This is a genomic window from Marivivens donghaensis, assembly GCF_011806565.1.
GTDB classification, from domain to species: Bacteria; Pseudomonadota; Alphaproteobacteria; order Rhodobacterales; family Rhodobacteraceae; genus Marivivens; species Marivivens donghaensis_A.
The window spans coordinates 85,780-105,699 of sequence record NZ_JAATOP010000007.1; the positions used below are offsets into that span (position 1 = coordinate 85,780).

General features: G+C 60.6%; 15 protein-coding genes. 12 read left to right on the forward strand and 3 right to left on the reverse strand.

Annotated elements, in window-relative coordinates; genetic code table 11:
• The first annotated feature begins 67 nt into the window (after window positions 1-67).
• The 8 genes from HCZ30_RS11500 (at window position 68) to HCZ30_RS11535 (ending at window position 8,866) form a co-directional block, all read left to right on the forward strand.
• A complete protein-coding gene (locus tag HCZ30_RS11500; RefSeq protein WP_167638439.1) occupies window positions 68-1,312 on the forward strand; it encodes a sarcosine oxidase subunit beta family protein in 1,245 nt (414 codons plus the stop codon).
• Between the two features lie 12 nt (window positions 1,313-1,324).
• Complete coding sequence (locus HCZ30_RS11505) at window positions 1,325-1,654, forward strand: sarcosine oxidase subunit delta (protein WP_167638440.1); 330 nt, start codon at window positions 1,325-1,327, stop codon at window positions 1,652-1,654.
• A complete protein-coding gene (locus HCZ30_RS11510) occupies window positions 1,651-4,650 on the forward strand; it encodes a sarcosine oxidase subunit alpha family protein (protein ID WP_167638441.1) in 3,000 nt (999 codons plus the stop codon). Before HCZ30_RS11505 ends, HCZ30_RS11510 begins: the two co-directional genes overlap by 4 nt.
• Entirely contained in the window at window positions 4,643-5,209 is a 567-nt protein-coding gene (locus HCZ30_RS11515) for a sarcosine oxidase subunit gamma (RefSeq protein ID WP_167638442.1), read from the forward strand. The genes HCZ30_RS11510 and HCZ30_RS11515 overlap by 8 nt, the downstream gene beginning before the upstream one ends.
• A gap of 199 nt (window positions 5,210-5,408) precedes the next feature.
• Window positions 5,409-6,008 (forward strand): superoxide dismutase, encoded by a 600-nt coding sequence (locus HCZ30_RS11520; protein ID WP_167638443.1) that lies wholly within the window; start codon window positions 5,409-5,411, stop codon window positions 6,006-6,008.
• A 147-nt stretch (window positions 6,009-6,155) separates the two neighbouring features.
• Window positions 6,156-8,063: a methyl-accepting chemotaxis protein gene (locus tag HCZ30_RS11525; protein ID WP_167638444.1), complete on the forward strand. Its 1,908-nt coding sequence runs from the start codon at window positions 6,156-6,158 to the stop codon at window positions 8,061-8,063.
• 121 nt (window positions 8,064-8,184) lie between these two features.
• Entirely contained in the window at window positions 8,185-8,400 is a 216-nt protein-coding gene (locus HCZ30_RS11530; RefSeq protein ID WP_167638445.1) for a hypothetical protein, read from the forward strand.
• 1 nt (window position 8,401) lies between these two features.
• Complete coding sequence (locus HCZ30_RS11535; RefSeq protein WP_167638446.1) at window positions 8,402-8,866, forward strand: host attachment family protein; 465 nt, start codon at window positions 8,402-8,404, stop codon at window positions 8,864-8,866.
• A 31-nt stretch (window positions 8,867-8,897) separates the two neighbouring features.
• Here HCZ30_RS11535 and HCZ30_RS11540 read toward each other — a convergent pair whose 3' ends face one another.
• The gene (locus HCZ30_RS11540; protein ID WP_167638447.1) at window positions 8,898-9,443 is read right to left on the reverse strand and encodes a TIGR00730 family Rossman fold protein; all 546 of its coding nucleotides are present in this window, start codon (window positions 9,441-9,443) and stop codon (window positions 8,898-8,900) included.
• A gap of 151 nt (window positions 9,444-9,594) precedes the next feature.
• Between HCZ30_RS11540 and HCZ30_RS11545 the strand changes: the two genes are divergently transcribed.
• The 3 genes from HCZ30_RS11545 (at window position 9,595) to HCZ30_RS11555 (ending at window position 14,286) form a co-directional block, all read left to right on the forward strand.
• On the forward strand, window positions 9,595-11,148 hold the full coding sequence (locus HCZ30_RS11545) for a LysM peptidoglycan-binding domain-containing protein (RefSeq protein ID WP_167638448.1): 1,554 nt from the start codon (window positions 9,595-9,597) through the stop codon (window positions 11,146-11,148).
• 56 nt (window positions 11,149-11,204) lie between these two features.
• Window positions 11,205-13,025 carry an ABCB family ABC transporter ATP-binding protein/permease gene (locus HCZ30_RS11550; RefSeq protein WP_167638449.1) on the forward strand — a complete coding sequence of 607 codons (1,821 nt, stop codon included), beginning with the start codon at window positions 11,205-11,207 and terminating at the stop codon, window positions 13,023-13,025.
• 67 nt (window positions 13,026-13,092) lie between these two features.
• Window positions 13,093-14,286, forward strand: a complete 1,194-nt coding sequence (locus HCZ30_RS11555) for a multidrug effflux MFS transporter (RefSeq protein ID WP_167638450.1) — start codon at window positions 13,093-13,095, stop codon at window positions 14,284-14,286.
• Between the two features lie 52 nt (window positions 14,287-14,338).
• Here HCZ30_RS11555 and HCZ30_RS11560 read toward each other — a convergent pair whose 3' ends face one another.
• Together HCZ30_RS11560 and HCZ30_RS11565 are read right to left on the reverse strand one after the other, a co-directional pair.
• Complete coding sequence (locus HCZ30_RS11560; RefSeq protein WP_167638451.1) at window positions 14,339-17,950, reverse strand: efflux RND transporter permease subunit; 3,612 nt, start codon at window positions 17,948-17,950, stop codon at window positions 14,339-14,341.
• Window positions 17,947-19,041 (reverse strand): efflux RND transporter periplasmic adaptor subunit, encoded by a 1,095-nt coding sequence (locus HCZ30_RS11565; protein ID WP_167638452.1) that lies wholly within the window; start codon window positions 19,039-19,041, stop codon window positions 17,947-17,949. Before HCZ30_RS11565 ends, HCZ30_RS11560 begins: the two co-directional genes overlap by 4 nt.
• Window positions 19,042-19,272: 231 nt before the next feature.
• Here HCZ30_RS11565 and HCZ30_RS11570 point away from each other — a divergent pair, with 231 nt between their 5' ends.
• Complete coding sequence (locus HCZ30_RS11570) at window positions 19,273-19,908, forward strand: hypothetical protein (RefSeq protein ID WP_167638453.1); 636 nt, start codon at window positions 19,273-19,275, stop codon at window positions 19,906-19,908.
• Window positions 19,909-19,920 lie beyond the last annotated feature (12 nt).

Below are 19,920 nucleotides of genomic sequence, written 5' to 3' on the forward strand. Positions count from 1 at the left end.
TGTAACGGGTTCAGTCCACTTACGGGGCAATGGGACGCCCATGACTAACACTAGGGATTCGGTGCCGATGAAACGTTATTCCGTCTTTGCGGTCGCCCGAGAGGGCCTGCGCTATCACACGGGTTGGGGACGCGCATGGCGATCGCCAGCGCCGAAAAAGAAATACGATGTCATCATCGTCGGTGCTGGTGGGCACGGACTCGCGACAGCGTACTATCTGGGTAAAAATTACGGCATCACCAATGTCGCAATTATCGAAAAGGGCTGGCTCGGCGGTGGTAACACCGGTCGTAACACGACCATCATCCGCTCCAACTACCTTCAGGACCCGTCCGCTGCGATCTACGACAAGGCGCTGAGCCTGTACGAGAGCCTGTCGCAGGACCTGAACTACAACATTATGTTCAGCCCGCGCGGTCTGATTATGCTTGCCCAGACCCACCACGAGGTCCGCGGCTACCTGCGTACCGTTCGTGCCAACGAACTTCAGGGCGTTGCGACCAAGTGGATCAATGCCGAGCAGGTCAAAGAGCTCTGCCCGATCATCAACATTGATGGTCCGCGCTATCCGGTCATGGGCGGCCTCTATCAGGAACGCGGCGGCACCGCCCGTCACGACGCCGTGGCTTGGGGCTATGCACGTGCATGTTCCGATATGGGCATGGACATCATCCAGAAGTGCGAAGTCACCGACGTGCGCCGTGAGAATGGCAAAGTCGTCGGCGTCTCGACCACCAAGGGCGACATCGACTGCGACAAGCTCGGTATGGTCGTTGCGGGTCACACCTCGGTTCTGGCTGAAAAAGCCGGCTTCCGTCTGCCGATCGAATCCGTTGCGCTTCAGGCGCTCGTCTCCGAGCCGATCAAGCCGTGCATGGACGTTGTCGTCATGGCGAACACCGTTCACGGCTACCTGTCCCAGTCGGACAAAGGCGAGATGGTGATCGGTGGCGGCACCGACAGCTTCAACAACTACACCCAGCGTGGCTCCTTCCACCACGCAGAGGAAACCGTCCGTGCGCTGGTCGAGACCTTCCCGATGATCTCGCGTCTGAAGATGCTGCGCCAGTGGGGCGGTATCGTCGACATGACCGGTGACCGTTCGCCGATCATCTCCAAGACGCCGGTCGACGGCATCTTCGTCAACTGCGGCTGGGGTACCGGCGGCTTCAAGGCGATCCCGGGATCGGGTTGGGCGATGGCCGAACTGATGGCCAAGGGTCACAGCCCGCTGGCCGAAGAATTCGATATGTACCGCTTCCGCGAAGGCAAGTTCATCGACGAGTCGGTGGCTGCCGGTGTGGCTCACTAAGAAGGGACCGACATGCTCATCCTGCATTGCCCCTATTGCGGCATCGATGCCGAAGAAACCGAACTGGCCGCTGGCGGCGAGGCGCACCTGAAGCGTGCGACCGTCGGTGACAGCGACGCTGCCTTCGAAGAATACCTGTTCATGCGCGAGAACAAGAAAGGCGTTCACCTCGAACGCTGGCGCCATGCCTACGGCTGCGGCAAGTGGTTCCTTGCCGCCCGTGATACCGCCACGCTCGAAGTCTACGGCACTTATCCCGCCCAGACCCAAGAGCCTCCGCAAGAAGTCAAAGACGCCATCCGCGCCAAACACCCCGGCTGGGCTTGGAAGGAAAACGCATGAGCACTCGTCTCTCTACCGGTGGTCGCCTGATCAACCGTAACAAGCCGGTCGAATTCCAGTTCAACGGCAAGCGCCTGAAGGGCTACGAGGGCGACACGCTCGCGTCGGCTCTGTTCGCCAACGACCAGATGATGGTCGGCCGCTCGTTCAAATACCACCGTCCGCGCGGCGTTGTCGCGTCGGGTGCGGAAGAACCGAACGCGCTGATGAACCTGAACTCGGGCGGTCGTTTCGAGCCGAACCAGCGTGCTACCACGCAGGAAGTCTACGACGGTCTGACCTCGACCTCGCAGAACCACTGGCCGAGCCTCGAATTCGACATTGGCGCGATCAACCAGCTGTTCGCACGCTGGCTGCCTGCCGGTTTCTACTACAAGATGTTCATCCACCCGCGCGCGTTCTGGAAGCACGTCTATGAACCCTTCATCCGCCAGTCGGCCGGTCTGGGTCAGGTGCCGAAAGAGCAGGACGCGGACGTCTACGAACACTTCTACTTCTTCTGTGACGTCATGGTTGTGGGCGGCGGTGTCGCCGGTCTGACGGCTGCGATGGAAGCTGCGAAGTCGGGCAAGAAAGTGCTCGTGGTCGAACAGACCGCAGCATGGGGCGGCCGCGCTGTCGTCGACGGCGGCCTGATTGACGGCGAAAGCACCGAGGCTTGGATCAACCAGACCCTTGCCAAGCTCGCCGACATGCCGAACGTCACCCTGCGTGATCGCACGATGGCTTCGGGCGTTTATGACCACGGCTACGTGCTGGCCTACGAACGTCTGACCGACCACCTCGCTGACAAGTCCGGTGCCCGTCATCGTCTGTGGCGCATCCGCGCCGGTCAGATCGTCACCGCAACCGGTGCCATCGAACGTCCGCTGTCGTTCGCAGGCAACGACATTCCTGGCGTTCTGCTGGCTGCTGCCGTCCGCGACTACGTTGTGAACTGGGGCGTGTCTGTTGGTGATCGCACTGTTGTTGTCACCAACAACGACGACGCTTACCGCACTGCGCTCGCGCTGAAGAAAGCCGGTCTGTCGGTTCCCGCAATCGTCGACGCCCGCGAAGGCGGTGCCGGTGCGATCGGCGCCGAAGCCGAAGCTGCTGGTATCCGCGTCCTCAAGGGCAAGGGCATCGCCAAGGTCAAAGGCGGCAAGCGCGTCACCGGCGTCGCGATCTGCTCGCAGGCTGGCGAGGGCGCTGTCCTTGAAGAGATCGCGTGCGAATGCGTTGCGATGTCTGGCGGCTGGTCGCCTGTCGTGCACCTCTGGTCGCACTGTGGTGGCAAGCTGGTCTGGGACGACGCCAAAGTCATGTTCCGCCCCGACGTCGACAAAGGCCCGACGGGCGCTGACGGCAAACCGTTCGTCATCGCTGCGGGTTCGGCAAACGGTTACCTCGGCATGGCCGAAGGTCTGGCTGACGCTGCCGCCGCTGGCCGCGCTGCTGCCGGTGTCAAAGGCGAGGGTGCTCCCTCCGCCACCGACGCTGCCGAAAAGGCCGTTGCGCCTGTCTGGCTCATGCCGCAGGGCGCAGGTCCGAAGAAGCGCATGAAGGCGTGGCTCGACTACCAGAACGACGTGAAGGTGTCGGACGTCATGCTTGCCGCTCAGGAAGGCTACGAGTCCGTCGAACACACCAAGCGTTACACCACGCTGGGTATGGCGACTGACCAAGGCAAACTGTCGAATATCAACGGTCTGGCTATCCTGTCCAAATCGCTCGACGCACCGATCCCCGCTGTCGGCACCACCACGTTCCGTCCGCCTTATACCCCTATCTCGATGGGCTCCATCGGCGGGTCGGCACGCGGCGATCTGTTCCAGCCGCTGCGTCGCACTCCGATGCACGACTGGCACGACGGCAACGGCGTGGACTGGGAACCCGTCGGTCACTGGCGCCGTGGCTATGCCTTTGTTCGCAATGGCGAAAAGGTCCACGATGCGGTTAACCGCGAAATCCTGAACGTGCGTGAAAACGTCGGACTGCTCGACGCCTCGACCCTCGGCAAGATCATTGTCAAAGGTCCGGATGCTGGCAAGTTCCTCGACATGCTCTACACGAACATGATGAGCACGCTGCCGATCGGTAAGTGCCGCTACGGTCTGATGTGTAACGAGAACGGCTTCCTCTCGGACGACGGTGTTGTCGTGCGTCTGAACGAGGATACCTGGCTCTGCCACACCACCACCGGCGGTGCGGATCGTATCCACGGCTGGATGGAAGACTGGCTTCAGTGCGAATGGTGGGATTGGAAGGTCTACACCGCCAACATCACCGAACAGCTGGCGCAGGTTGCCGTTGCTGGTCCGAAGGCGCGCAAGCTGCTGGAAAGCTTCGGCGGCGACATGGATCTGTCCAAGGAAGCCTTCCCGTTCATGGAATGGCGCGAAGGCAAGCTGGGCGAATTCGACGCACGCATCTACCGCATCTCGTTCTCTGGCGAGCTGTCCTACGAAGTCGCGGTTCCCGCCTCGCAGGGGGCGGCCTTCTGGAACGCGCTGCTCGAAAAGGGCCAAGAGTTCGGCGTCATGCCGTACGGCACCGAAGCCATGCACATCATGCGGGCCGAGAAGGGCTTCATCATGATCGGCGACGAAACCGATGGCACGATCATTCCGCAGGACCTCAACCTTCAGTGGGCGCTGTCCAAGAAGAAAGAGGACTACCTCGGCAAGCGTGCTCAGGAACGTTCGCACATGGCCGACCCTAAGCGCTGGAAGCTCGTCGGTGTCGAAACGGTCGACGGTTCGGTCATTCCGGACGGCTCGCACGCTCCGGCACCGGGCACCAACGCCAACGGTCAGCGCAACACGCAGGGCCGTATCACGTCGACCTACTACTCGCCGACGCTCAAGAAGGGCATCGCGATGGCTCTGGTCGCAAACGGTCCGGACCGCATGGGTGAAACCATCGAGTTCCAGGATGAAAACGGCGGCCTGATCAAAGCCAAGATCGTCGATCCGTGTTTCTACGATAAGGACGGGGAAAAGCAGAATGTCTAATGCAGTCAGCGCTCTGAACGGCAAAGTTGCTACCGCGAACGGCGTAACCGTCCGTGATTGCGGCCTGCAGGGAATGATTTCCATGCGCGGCACGTTCGAGGACGAGAACTTCTTTACCGTCCTGTCGCACATCATCGGGCTGGAAATTCCCGACGTGCGCACGATCGTGTCGAACGGCGACCGCAGCGTGGCGTGGATGTCTCCGGACGAGCTGCTCGTTCTGGTGCCCTATGCCGACGTGAACGGTATCGTGGCCCAGATCGAAGAGGCGCTTCAGGGCAGCCACTTCCTCGCGGTCAACGTATCGGACGCCCGCAGCCTGATTGCCATCGAAGGCGCGGGCGCTGCTGAGGTCATCGCCAAGAACGTGCCTGTCGACCTGTCGGCCGGTGCCTTCGGCGAAGGCATGGTCCGCCGCACCCGTATGGCCCAGGTTGCTGCGGCTGTCTGGTGCGACGGTGCCGACAGCTACAAGGTCATCTGCTTCCGTTCGGTATCGACCTATGTGTTCGACCTGCTCGCGCAGTCGGCCAAGGACGGTCTGGTCGGCGCTCTCTGATCCGACCAAAGTATGACGTTGAAAACGGTCGCTTCGGCGGCCGTTTTCGTTTTCCGATGGTAATTGTCGGGTACGCGCTCTGATGCACCCACTCTGTCCGCATAGACACACGGTCTTGAGGTGCATTCGGGGTTGACGTGGAGTGTAGTTGAGCTTTGTTACAAGGCAGCGAACACAAACTTTAAAGAGGATTAGATCAATGGCTTTTGAACTTCCCGATCTTCCGTACGCCCACGACGCACTTGCTTCGAAGGGCATGTCCAAAGAGACCCTCGAGTACCACCACGACCTGCACCACAACGCCTATGTCACCAACGGCAACAAGGCGATCGAAGGCACCGAGTGGGAAGGCAAGTCGCTAGAAGAGATCATCAAGGGCACCTACCAGCAGGGCGCAGTTGCCCAGAACGGTATCTTCAACAACATCTCGCAGCTCTGGAACCACAACCAGTTCTGGGAAATGATGACCCCGAACGACAGCAAGATGCCGGGCGAGCTGGAAAAGGCTCTGACCGAGTCCTTCGGTTCGGTCGACAAGTTCAAGGACGAGTTCTCGGCTGCCGGCGCCGGCCAGTTCGGTTCGGGCTGGGCTTGGCTCGTGAAGGACGCTGACGGTTCGCTCAAGGTCACCAAGACCGAGAACGGCGTCAACCCGCTGTGCTTCAACCAGACCGCTCTGCTCGGCTGCGACGTGTGGGAACACTCCTACTACATCGACTACCGCAACAAGCGTCCGGCCTACCTGACCAACTTCCTCGACAACCTGGTCAACTGGGAAAACGTCGCTTCGCGCATGTAATCGCTGCGAATGCCGATAGGAAAAGCCGCCTTCGGGCGGCTTTTCTGTTTTTTAGCGGGCGCATCTGGATAGCGCAGCCATATCCGCTAAACGGTCCATCTGACCGACCGTTGTGACTTTGGAGAGATCATTCCTAAGGCCGCGCATATGTCCCGACTGTTTCGTCACATCACCCTGAACTGGAGCACGTTTTGGCGGCATATGCTGCTAGGCGGCCTTCCGTTGGTGTTCGGTATCGTCATCGCGCTGTCCTATGCGGGAAACCGCTACAAGGAATTCGCTGACGTTCAGGGCCTTGAGGAAATGCTCGAAACGGTCACTGTGGTGAACGCTGTCGTGCATGCGATGCAAGCTGAACGTGGGCGATCCGCGGGCTTCCTTGCGAGCGGCGGACACAACGGCGGCGAGGAAATGATTGCGCAGCGCGCTGTCGTGGACGAACACTTTGAAGCGTGGCGCGCGTTTGAAATTGGCGCGGTGCCGCCGCAATTCGCCGCCTACTACGACGAAGTGAAAGCCGTAGACGAGGAAGTCGTCCGCATCCGCAGCAAAGTTGATGGCAAGATCATCACTGGTCCCGAGATGGTCGAGGTTTACAAGGACATTATCGCGCGGCTCCAGCATCTGTCGGACCTGATGGCGCAGTTGACGCAAGAGCCGACGCTCGCCGTTTACCTCGACGGCTACAACGCGCTCCTCCGCGCCAAAGAACAGACCGGTCTTCAGCGCGCGATCGATACGCGCATTGCCACGCAGCTGTCCTTTACCAATTCGGACTACGATCTGTTCGTCATCCACCGGACGCTGCTCCAAGCCTATCTGGACCAGTACGACCAGATCCCCGATCCGGTTGTGCAGAAGTCCTACGAGGACTTCTTGGCGTCCCCAGAAAACCTCGCGGTTCTCGACATTCAGGAAAAGGCCAAGCGCTACACCTTCGACCTCACGCCTAGCGAGGTGTTCGCGCTTCATACAGATCGGGTGAACCTGCTGTTTGATGCTGAGCACCAGCTTTGGGACATCATCATGGAGAAAGAGGCCGCGCTTTCGGTGACGGCTTGGCGTTCTTTGGTCCTGACCGTCGCGGGCGGGCTGCTGTGCATCATCCTCTCGGCTGTGATCATCTACGGATTCACCAAATTTAATGCCGAGGTGATGGGAGAAATCGTCGGCGCAGCGGTCAAGATGACCGAGGGCGACTATGACGTCGAACTACCCAAACCGGGCACCAACGGCCTGTCGACGCTGATCTCGACGCTGGTCGTTTTCCGCGACAAGATCAAAAAGAACCGCGACGAGGCTCTGGCCCGTCAGGATGCGCGCCAACGCGAGCTTGAAGAGGTAAAGATCCGTGCGGAGAACGGCCGCTCACGTTCGGACCGGATCAGTCGCGACATCGAACACACCGCCCAATCGACCGAAGAACTGGCCCAGTCGGTAAACAGCGCGCTGAAATCGACCGAAACCGCGAATATCCGCGTCGGTGAGATGCGCGATATGGCTTACGAGGGCACACACATCACCCAGAACGCCATCGAGGCGATGGACCGTATCCGCAAGGCGTCGGACAAGATCACCTCGATCATCAAGATCATCGACGAGATCGCGTTCCAGACCAACCTGCTTGCCCTTAACGCCCGCGTCGAAGCCGCAAGGGCAGGGCCTGCGGGGCGCGGTTTCGCCGTGGTCGCGACCGAGGTGCAGCAGCTAGCCGCCCGTTCCGCGCGTGCGGCGGGTGACGTGTCAGAGCTGATCGAGCAAGCCGCGAAAGAGATCAGCGACGGCGTTGTTATCGTGGAGCAAAGCGGCTCCGCCCTCGACGAACTGGCCGCCGGTGCGGGCGAGATCGCAGCGCTGGTGGAATCGCTGACCTCTGTCAGCCGCCAGCAGTCGGCAACGCTTGATGAAATCAACGACGCGACCATGCGCCTCGACTCCGAGATGCGCAGCCTGTCCCGCGAATTGACCAGCGAGGACAGCGCGGAGGACGACCCCATGAATCTCACACCTGCGAACGATTGGCCGGACGATGCTGCAACTGCACGGTCTGCATGAATGACCGAGGGCGCCCAAGCGGCGCCCTTTCTTCTTTCGCTTCAATGGTTTTGTGATCGCCCGCCCGTGGAACGGATGCGGGTTTTTGTGCGTTGGCTTATCAAATGAAAGGAGGCTCATGATGGCCGAACGCTATAGATCCCAAGATGGTCGCAGCGAGACCGAAGAGCTGATCGGTGATGTCGAGGAAGCACCCTCCAAAGCCGGTCGCGAAGGCGGAAACCTCCAACGCAAAGTTGGCACCCGTGACGAAGAGAAAGCGGTAGAGCAGGGACGTCCGACGACGACCCGTGTCCGCAAATCCGACGAAATCGAAACCGGTAACGAGGAGAAATAACATGGCTGTACTGACACAAGGCACTTGGGTCGTCGTTGCCGACGGTGAGAAGGCGCTTTTCCTTCGTAACGATATGGATGCGCAGAACCCCAATCTGAACGTGGTCAGCATCGACGAGCAGGAAAACCCGTCGGACTACGAACAGTCGGCCAACCGCCCCGGACGGATGAACGACAACGGTCCGGGCCAGAAGTCGGCGCTTGATGACACTGACTGGCACCAGCTTGCTAAGGATCGCTTTGCTTCGGACATTGCCGACAAGCTCTACAAGCTGGCGCACAAGGGCAAGTTTGACCGTCTGGTCCTCGTTGCATCGCCGAATACGCTCGGTGAGGTGCGCAAATCGCTCCATAAAGAGGTCACCGACAAGATCGTTGCCGAACTGGACAAGGATTTGACCAACCATCCGCTCGATAAGCTGGAGCAACTGCTCCACAAAGAGCTGGACGGCGACACGGTCCACTAAACGAAAAGAGCGCCTCGCGGCGCTCTTTTTCTTACGCGAAAGCGGTCTCTAGTATCGCTTCGGCTTCCTCAACCGTTGTGGCCACGCTGATGTAATCTTTCAGCGACGCATCCGCAAACCCTTCACCGATAAAATGGTCGATGAGCGCGATGAGCGGCTGCCAGTAGCCTTCGACATCCAGCAGAACAATGTGCTTCTGGTGCAGACCAAGCTGCCGCCATGTCAGTGCTTCAAAGAACTCGTCCAGCGACCCGCCGCCACCCGGCAGCATCAGCACCGCGTCGGCGTTCATGAACATGACCTTCTTCCGCTCGTGCATCGTTTCAGTCACGATGTAGCTGTCGAGGTCGCTCTTGCCGACTTCCCAACGCACCAGATGTTCTGGGATGACACCGAAGGTTTTGCCGCCCGCCAGTTGGGTGGAGCGCGCAACGGTGCCCATCAGACCCACATCACCAGCACCGTAAACGAGTCGCCAATCGCGCTTTGCGAGCATCTGACCTCTCTTTTCGGCGGCCAGATTATACGCAGGACGCTTTCCGCTGCGCGATCCGCAGTACACACATACCGATTTCATCGCAGGGTCTCACATATTTGTTATGGTAGTCTTTGACCCTGAATAGACCCGTTGATAATGTCCGACAACAGATTTTGCCGCTTTGCGGCAATTGCGCAGGGAAGGGACAATCTTGTCGCAAGATCAAAGTACAACAGGCCGTAGCGGTCTGATGACAACCGTGGCCGTTGGGGCGGTCGTGGTTATCGGCATTCTGGGCGCAATTTTTCTGGCACCGGGAGAGGACACTCCCGAACCGCAAGAGCAAGTTGCCGTCGCCCAAACGGATACCGAAGAACCTGCGGAGATTGTAGCGGAACCTGAGGCTGTTCCGGCAGATGAGCCGGAAGTTGCCGAAGAGACTGCCGCCGAGCAGCCGCCCGTCGTCGACGTTGCGCCTGTTGTCGATCCCGAGCCGGCGCCCGAGCCTGAAGCAGTTGATGAGCCGGAAGAGCCTGCTGCCGCTCCGGTCGAAACCGAAACCGCCGAGGCTCCGGTCATTGCGGCCCCGACCATCGAAGACGTGCGCATCGAAGCCGACGGCATGGGCACCATCGCGGGCCGCTTCGCTGCCGGTGGCCGTGTGGATGTGATGCTGGATGATGTGATCCTGCAATCGCTCGAAACCGATGGCGACGGCAGCTTCTTTGCGTTCTTCACGCTCGAGCCGTCCGACCAGCCGCGCCAGCTTTACCTCGTGGCCGATCCCGAAGGCGATGCGCTCGTCTCCGAAGAGACTGTGCTGATCGGTGCTGACGTGGTGAAGGGGCCGCAGCCCGCCGAGGAAACCGCTGAGACTGCGGAAGAGCAGCAACTCGCGTTGGCGGAGGTCAATACCGAGCAGCCCGAGCGTCCTGCGACGCCGGAGACCGAAACTCCGGTCGAAGTTGCGAGTGACGAGCCCGCTGCGGAAGAGACCGTAGCGGCGGGTGCGGAGGAAGAGCCGACCGCGGACGTTGCAGAACCTGCCGAGGCTACCCGAGCCGAAGAGCCTGTAGCCGAGGAAACCATCGAGGTTGCCGAAGTCAACACTGATGAACCGGCAGCTCCGGCTGAGGAAACGACCGAAGTCGCCGAAGCCGCTGAACCTACGGTAACCGAAGAACAGCCTGCCCAAGAGCAGCCAAACGAAGAAACCACCGAACTCACCGGCGTTGAAGAGGTCGAAGACACGACCTCCGACACCGTTCTGCTGGCTGACAACGACGGCGTTCGCGTGGTGCAGTCGGGCGATGAAGAACGTTCGCCCTCCGTCACCGTCGACACCATCACCTACAACGACGAAGGCAACGTCAGCGTGTCGGGCCGTGCGTCGGGGCAGGCGGGCAACATCCAGCTTTATCTCGACAATACCCCGCTCGTCTCCGCTCCGATCGAGCAAAGCGGCGATTGGCGCACCGATCTGCCCGAGGTGGAGACAGGCGTCTATACGCTCCGCGCCGACGAAACCGACGAAGCTGGCGAGGTCGTGAGCCGTATCGAAACCCCGTTCAAGCGCGAAGACCCCACTGACATCGCCACCGCGATTGGTGTGGACGAAAGCGACGACGGCATCTCGGTCAAGGTCGTGCAGCCGGGCAACTCGCTCTGGCGTATCGCCCGTGCAGCCTACGGCGACGGCGTGAAATATGTCTACGTCTTCGAGGCGAACAAAGACCTGATCCGCGATCCGGATCTGATCTATCCCGGTCAGGTGTTCGTCCTGCCGGAACTCGAACAAGAGTAAGTCTGGTCTTCCCCTATCGGCGCGCCTAGGCTGCGCCGGTAGCCACGGGAGTCTTGATGCAACGTCTTCAAAAAACCGACGCCAATCTGAGTGGAGAGCCCATCGAAGGCTGGTCCATCATCCGCCGCGTCGCGCCTTACCTCTGGCCCAAAGACAATCTGAATTTCCGCATCCGCGTGGTGGCGGCGCTGTTCGTGCTGCTCTTGGCCAAGCTGATCGCTGTCGGCTCCCCGATCCTCTACAAACAGGCCGTTGATGCGCTCGCCCCCGAGAGCACGAGCGGCGGCAGTTTCCTTGCGCTTGGCGCGGTCGGTCTGACGCTGGCATACGGCCTCGCGCGGCTTGGCGACACCGGTTTCCAGCAGCTGCGTAGCGTGATTTTCGCGAAGGTCGGGCAGGGCGCACTGCGCAAGCTCGCCATCGAGACCTTCACCCACATTCACCGCCTGTCGATGCGCTACCACATCACGCGCAAGACCGGCGGGCTCAGCCGTATCATCGAGCGCGGGGTGAAGGGCGTCGACTTCCTGCTGCGCACCATCCTCTTCAGCCTCGGACCGCTTGTCCTGCAACTGGTCCTGATCGGCATCGCGCTGCTCGCTTTCTTCGACGTTTGGTACCTCATTGTCGTGGCGGTCACGATTGCGCTCTATGTGGCGTTCACGTTTTCGGTCACCGAATGGCGCGTGAAAATCCGCCGCGAGATGAACAAGCAGGACACCGATGCCAACCAGAAAGCCATCGACAGTCTGTTGAATTTCGAGACCGTGAAATACTTCGGCGCTGAGACTTGGGAAGCAAACCGCTACGACCGCTCGATGGAGCGCTATGCCGCTGCCGCCGTTCGCACCACCAACTCGCTGGCGCTGCTGAATTTCGGGCAGGGGCTGATCATCACGGGCGGCCTTGTGGCCGTCATGGTGATGGCGGCTGTCGGCGTGCAGAACGGCTCGCTCACCGTTGGCGATTTTGTCATGGTCAACAGCTACATGATCCAGATCACAATGCCGCTCAATTTCCTCGGCACGGTTTACCGCGAAATCCGTCAGGCGCTGATCGATATGGGGGATATGTTCGGCCTTCTCGATATGCCTCCCGAGATTACGGACAAACCGAACGCCTCGCTGTTGCACGTGCGCGGCGGTGAGTTGACGTTCGAGGATGTCCACTTCGCTTACGAGCCGGAACGTCCTGTTCTGAAAGGTATTTCACTGACCGTGCCTGCGGGGAAAACCGTGGCGATTGTCGGCTCGTCCGGCTCCGGCAAATCGACCATCGGGCGTCTGTTGTTCCGTTTCTATGACGTCACAGGCGGCGCGATCCGCATTGACGGGCAGGACCTGCGCGAGGTGACGCAGGACAGTTTGCACCAGATGATCGGCGTGGTCCCGCAGGATACTGTGCTGTTCAACGACTCCATCCGCTACAACATCGCCTACGGCAATCCGGAAGCGTCCGAGGACGAGGTCATCGCTGCCGCCCGCGCGGCCAAGATCCATGACTTCGTAATGAGCCTGCCGCGCGGCTACGATACCGAAGTTGGTGAGCGCGGCCTCAAGCTTTCGGGCGGTGAAAAACAGCGCGTCGGTATCGCCCGCACGATCCTGAAAAACCCGCCGATCCTGCTGCTGGACGAGGCGACTTCGGCGCTCGATACGGATACGGAACGGTATATTCAGGCGCAGCTTCAGGAAATGGGCGAAGGGCGGACTGTGATCACTATCGCACACCGACTGAGCACAATTGCAGAGGCCGACGAGATCATCGTGCTAGAACACGGTGAAATCATTGAAAAAGGCCGTCATGAAGCGCTTCTCTCACGAGGGGGGCGCTATGCGCAGCTCTGGAGAAAACAGGCATCGGAGGACGCCGCCTGATTGCGCCGCAGCGCAGCACGGCCTAGACAGACTGCATTGAGATAAAATGTCGCAGTTTGGATAGATAATGCAACCTTCATTAGCCCGTGCCGCATTCGTGCTTGGCCTCCTGTCATTGGTCGGTCCGTTCGCGATCGATATGTTCCTTCCTGCGCTTCCGACGATCGCTGCCGAACTTGGTGTGACCGAGGCCGAAGCGCAGATCACCCTCGTTGCATACTTCGTCACCTTCGGCGTGGCGCAACTGATCTACGGCCCGTGGGCCGACCAGGCGGGCCGCAAGGTGCCGCTCTACGTCGGTCTCGCGATCTTCCTGCTCGCTTCGGTGGGCTGTGCGGTATCAACCGACCTGACGTCGCTCGCTATTTCGCGTGCGCTTCAAGGCTTCGGCGCGGCGTCCTTCGGCGTCATTCCTCGCGCGATTATCCGCGACATGCACACTGGCCCGCAGGCGACAAAGCTGATGTCGATGGTCATGCTGGTGATTGCCGTATCCCCGATGCTCGCGCCGCTCGCCGGTAGCGGCGTTCTGGCGTTCGGCGAATGGCGCGATGTGTTCTGGGTTCTGGCGGGGGTCTCCGTGCTCAGCATCTGTGCGCTTCACTTCATGCAGCCCGAGACCCTGCCGAAAGAGCGCCGAATGCCGCTTCGCATTGCCTCGCTCGGCCGCGCGGCCAAGGTACTGGTCCGTGATCCGCGCTTCATGGGCCTGACCTTCATCGGTGCGTTCGGGTTCAGCAGCTTCTTCATCTTCATCGCCAGCGCGTCGTTCGTTTACACGAACCAGTTCGGCCTCACGGAAACCCAGTTCTCGCTGGCCTTTGCTGCCAACGCGCTTGGCTTCTTCGGCACCTCGCAGATCGCGGGTCCGCTGGGCGCACGTCTGGGGGCAGAGCGCCTGATCCGCTACGGCGTGATGGTTTTCGCGACCTTCACCATCAGTCTGGCTCTGGTGACGCTGGCTTTCGGCGGTCACCTCGTCGTCATCATGGCAATGCTGATCGGCGCCAACGCCGGCCTCGGTGTGGTCATCCCGTCGAGCATGGTGCTCGCGCTTGATGACCACGGCGAGATCGCAGGCATGGCGTCCTCGCTCGGCGGTGCATCGCAGATGATCACCGGCGCGGTCATGGTTGCGATCATGGGTCCGTTCTTTGACGGCACCGCGACGCCGATGGTCGTCGCGATTGGCTGCTGCGGTGCGATCTGCCTGACGCTGACCCTGCTGACGCTCCGCGCGCCGCGTGTCGGCTACGCGTAAAAATCCGCGCTAAAGTCAAATGAAAAGGCCACCCCGCGGGGTGGCCTTTTTGTTATTCTGCTGCTCTCAGGTGCGGTTTCGGCGTGCTAAACGCCGCAGGAGGATCGGTCCAGATGAGGTCGGTCGACGCCTCATCCTTCGCCCACTTCCGCAGGGACCGCGCGAGGCGTGACCGCTGGCCTGAACGGGCAAAGATGGCAGCTAGCGCACGGACGACCCAGACGCGCAGCGCCAGCATTGCAGGTGTAAAGATCAGGGTCAGGACCGTCGCGATGCCGAGGCCGAAGACAACCGCCGTGGCCAGCTGCTTCCACCAAAGCGCGGTCGGACTGTCGATAGAATACCCGCCGTTGATGAAATCAAGGCTAAGGCCGAACATCATCGGCGCAAGGCCCGCCATCGTCGTGATCGTCGTCAGCAGCACGGGGCGGATACGGTCCTGCGCGGTGCGCACAATCGCCTCCAGCTTCGGCATATAGCGGGTGTATTCCTGATAGGTGTCAATCAGAACGATGTTGTTGTTCACCACGATCCCCGCCAGCGCGACGATGCCCGTACCCGTCATGATGATCGAGAAAGCCTGATCCATGACCAGCATCCCGACCAGCACGCCGGCGGTCGACAGAATGACAGCAAGCAGCACCAGCACCGAGTTGTAGAAGCTGTTGAACTGGGCGAGCAGGATGATGAACATCAGGACCAGCGCACCGGCGAAGGCGGTTTGCAGAAAGGCTTGGCTTTCTTCCTGATCGGCCATGTCACCGGCCCATTCGAAGCTCACCGAAGCGGGCAGGTTGCCGTCCGCCAACAGCCATTCTTCCAGCGCTGTGATACGTTCGTTGCCGTTGACGACAGCGCGCGTGAGTTCACCGCGGTCGATCATGCGTTGCTGCTCTGCGGTCAGGGCATCTTCGGCGATGTAGGTTTTCTCTTCGGTCTCGACGTTGGTCAACACAACCATCCCGTCAGTGACGCCAGCCTTCAGGTCGAAGTACCGTTTCTGGTCGATCCGGTCGATCTGCGCAAGCTTCGGCACAGGCTGACGGGTGATGAAGTTCGACAGCGGGACGAGGCCGTTTTGCGTGCGCACCTTCAGGCTGTCGAGCGTCGCGAGAACGCGGTCCTCTTCGGGCAGGCGCACGCGGATTTCGATCTCTTCGTCAGAGCTATCGACCCGCATGGTGTCGAGTAGAATGCCCCGCGTGACGAGCTGCACCATCGCGCCGACAGTCGCCACGTCAGCACCGTAGCGGCCTGCCTTTTCGACATCGACATTAATTTCCCAGTCGATACCGGGGAGGGGGCGGCTGTCCTCGATCTGGGTGAGGGCAGGCATCGTCTCCATGTGCGCGCGAGCAGCTGCGGTGGCGGACAGCAGATCGTCCCAGTCGTCGGATTTGAGGCGCAGGTTCACCGGCTTGGCCGAGGCGGGGCCCATGGCTAGGCTCAGCGTTTCCGTGCGGATACCCGGCAGCTGATCGAGGCGCGACTGTAGGTTGGCCATGACAGCATTGCCGTCGAGTTCTTCCAGCGGAATGTCGTTCGCGATGGCATAGGCCGGACGGTCGTCCCACGGAATCAGTTCAAGCTGAAGCTGACCGATGGCATCTCGCGGGCTCTCGGCACCGGCGGTATTGGCGTTGAGGCCGCCTGCGCCCGAAAAGGCAAAGACAGACTCGATGCCGGGCGTGCTGAGAGCGATGTCCTCGGCCTGAGCGACGAGCGCGTCCTTTTCGGCGAGGCTGAGGTTGCCGCGGGCCTGCACGTAGACGATGGATTGCTCCGGCTCGGTTTCGGTGAAGAACTCGACGCCGTTGTTGTTTTTGCCGAAGTAATCGAAAACTACGACCACGAAGCCGATGATCGCCACGATGGTCACGATCGGCATCACGGGGTTATTCGTGATCGCCCACATGAACCAGCCGAACGGCGAGCGGCGATAGCTGGTGTCAACGCGCTTGGCTTTGCGTTGGTATTTCAGCGACCCCATCGTGATCGACATAGCTGCCGAAGCGACACAGAAGATCAGGAAGCCGAGCATGAAGCTATTCTGACCGATCGGCGCGGGGTTCACCGCCGAAAGCGCGCCGCCCAGCATCACGGCGACAGCCACCAGCCACATGACCGCGCGGACGATCCACGGCAGTTTGCGCAGGCGGTCCGACGCGTGGCCGAAGCTCCGGCTGATACGGCCAAGAACGCCGCCCAGAACGGGCATGAAGATCAGCGCGACGACGAGCGAGGCGGACAGAACGAAGATCAGCGTGACCGGCAGCATCCCCATGAACTGACCGGGGACTCCGGGCCAGAAAAGCATGGGAAGGAAAGCGCAAAGCGTGGTCGCGGTCGAAGAGATGACCGGCCAGAACATGCGCTTGGCGGCTTCGGTATAGGCGTGCATCGGGCCGACGCCTTCGTCGATGCGTTTGTCGGCATATTCCACGACCACAATCGCGCCGTCGACGAGCATACCGACCGCGAGGATCAGGCCGAACATAACGATGTTCGAGATCGTGACGTCCATCGCGCCGAGCAGCAGGAAGGTCAGCAGGAACGAGGTCGGGATCGAGAAGCCGACGAGCAGGGCGGAGCGGGTACCGAGCGAGGCCAGCACCACGATCATCACCAGTGCAATCGCCGTCAGAACCGAGCCTTCGAGCTGTTTGACCATCGAGTCCACGGTGCGGCTCTGGTCGTTCGATGTGCTGACCTGAATCGCGGTGCGCAGGTCTTCGGGCCAGTTTGCGCGGGCTTCCTCGACCGTTTCGCGGATCAGCGTCGCGGTGTCGATGAGGTTATAACCGCGGGCTTTGACGACCTGCAAAGCGACCGTTTTTACGCCGTTGAAGCGGGCAGTGCTTTCGGCGTCTTCGAACGTCAGACGGATCGTGGCGAGGTCGCCGAGGGTGACAACGCGGTCACCGTTCGTCTTGACGGGCAGGTCGTAGATGTCGGAGGGCGTGTCGAAGGACGACGGGATCTTGACCGCGAAATTACCTTGATCAGTTTCCACTTCACCCGCTGCGATCAGCAGGTTGTTTTGTGTCACGACGTTGATGAGTTCGCCCGCCGTGACGTTGTACGCCTCAAGGCGCAGCGGGTCGATTTCGACCTCCAGCATCTCGTCGCGCTGACCGCTAAGGTCCGCGGAAAGCACAGCGTCGATGCCCTCAACTTCTTCCTGCAAGTCCTTGGCGACGTTGATCAAAGTGCGTTCGGGCACATTGCCGGTGAGGCTGACGATGATGATCGGGAATTCGGAGAAGTTGATCTCGTTGATCGAGTAGTTGTCGGCTCCGGCGGGGAATTTGCCCTCGACGCTGTTCATCGCGTCGCGGACGTCGGCCATGGTCTTGGTCTTGTCCCAGCCGAATTCGAATTCCAGCGCGACACCGGCGTAACCTTCAGCGGCGTTGGAGGTCATTTTTTTCAGCCCGTCGAGGTCACCGAGTTCGGTTTCCATCGGCTTGACCAGCAGCGTTTCGGAGTCGGCTGCGGAAATCCCGGGGAAGGGGACCGACACGAAGAGCGCCGGAATTTCGATATCCGGCTCGCCTTCTTTCGGGAGCGAGGTGTAAGCGCCCCATCCTGCCACGATAGAAAGCAGGATGAAGAGGATCACCATGCGGGCCCGTGACGCGGCCCAGTCGATCATTCCGGTCATAACGCATCCTCACGGAAGGTCGGTGCTACGGTGACGCCTTCGACAACGTACTCCTGACCGACGACGATGATGTCGGCCTCGAGGTCGAGACCCGCGACCCACATACCGTCGATCGTGTCGCGCACGGCCTCGACCGGAGCGAACTCTACCACGTTTTCGCCCTTAAGGATACGCAGGCCCAGAATGCCTTCGTCATTGAGCGTCAACGCGGATTGGGGAACGAGGTGTGCTTCGCGTCCGTCGGTTGCGATCATGATCTCTGCGGTCTGGCCGTCGCGGATCGACAGATCGGCGTTCGGAACCTCGATCTCCACGCGGAAGGTGCGGGTGGTCGCGTCGGCGGAGCGCGCGATAAAGTTCACGCGTCCCTCGGTCGTCAAGCCCGAAGCCAGCTCTGCGGACGCGCGCGAACCGACCTGTACCTGCTCGACCTCGGTTTCGGGCAGGAAGCCCACAAGCTTGATCGGATCGAGCTGGATGATCGTCGCGCATTCACCGCCAGTGCTGAGGAGGGTGCCCAGTTCTGCGGTGTCGGTTTCCAGCAGGCCGCCGAAAGGGGCGGTGATTTCGGTGTTGCGAATATCGCGCTCTGCATTGTCGAGCGCCGCACGGGCGGCAGAAACGGCGGCTTCCGCGCCGCGGAGGCGGGTTTCTGAGGCGTAGCCTTCGGTATTCAGCTTTTCGGCGGCGGACAGGCTGAGTTCCGCCTCGCTCAGCGCGGCCTCGGCTTGGGCAAGCGACGCCTCGCGCGAAGCCATGTCGATCCGGCAGAGGACATCGCTTTCGTTGACATAAGCGCCCTTGCGCAGCGGGTCGGAGACGACCTGACCGGCGGTTTGCGCACGCACGGTAACCTGACGCGCGGCCTCCGTCTGGCCGCGCAGGATCACGGCATTGTCAATCGCTTCGGCCACGGAATGCTGTACGACAACACGAATGAGGCTTGGCGTATCGGCGGCTTCAACGACTTCGGTTTCCGCTTCGTCCGGTTCTTCGACTTGGGCGAAGGCCAGCAGTTGGTCGCGCTCCGCAATTGCGAAGTAAAGTGCAGCTGTCACCAACGCCGACGTCATCAGCGGTAAAATACGCATTCGTGTTCCCCCAAAGGCCTTTGATGGCTGTTGCCAGCCGCATACCCGTAACGGGCTTAGTCCGTATAGTTTTCTTTACGGTAAACAGGCCTGTTCAGATTAAATTCCACGCAAAGTTGCTGCAAGGCAGCATTCTCCGACCTTTCCGTAGGGCTTGGCAATTGTGCCCGCTTCACGATAAGACGTTGACCGAATTGAAAGTGACAGGCGGGCCGACCGTCGGAAGGCGAAATGAGCAATAACGATAGTTTCGTAGACGAGGTGGCAGAAGAGCTTCGCCGCGACCGTCTTTATCACATGATCCGCCGTTATGGCTGGATCGCTGTTGTCGCAGTTGTCGGTTTGGTCGGTGGTACCGCCTATTTCGAGTATACAAGCGCCCAGGAACGCTCTGTAGCGCAAGCCAAGGGCGATGCGATCCTGACCGCGATGGAGAACAACGACTCCGCATCGCGTAGCGCCGCGCTGAGCGAACTGCCGCAGGGCGTTGTCGCGCTGATGCTCGAAGCATCGACCGCCATCGACGCGGGTGACCGCGAGGCTGCGATTGCCGCCTACCGCGAAATCGCTGACATCGAAGGCGCCGAAAGCATCTATGTGAACGTCGCTGCCTTCAAGGCCATGCTGCTCGATGCGCAGGACATGACCGCCGAAGAGAAAATTGCGGCATTTGAACCCTTTACGGATGTCTCTAACCCGCTAAATCTGCTTGCACTGGAGCAGATCGCTCTGGCCAACGTCGAGGCAGGTGACCGCGAGAAAGCTCTCGAGATCCTGACGCGCATCGAAAACGATGCATCGACGACTCGGGGCTTGCGTGACCGCGCAGGAACGCTGATTGTTTCTTTGGGCGGCAACGCCGAATAACGCGATAGAGGG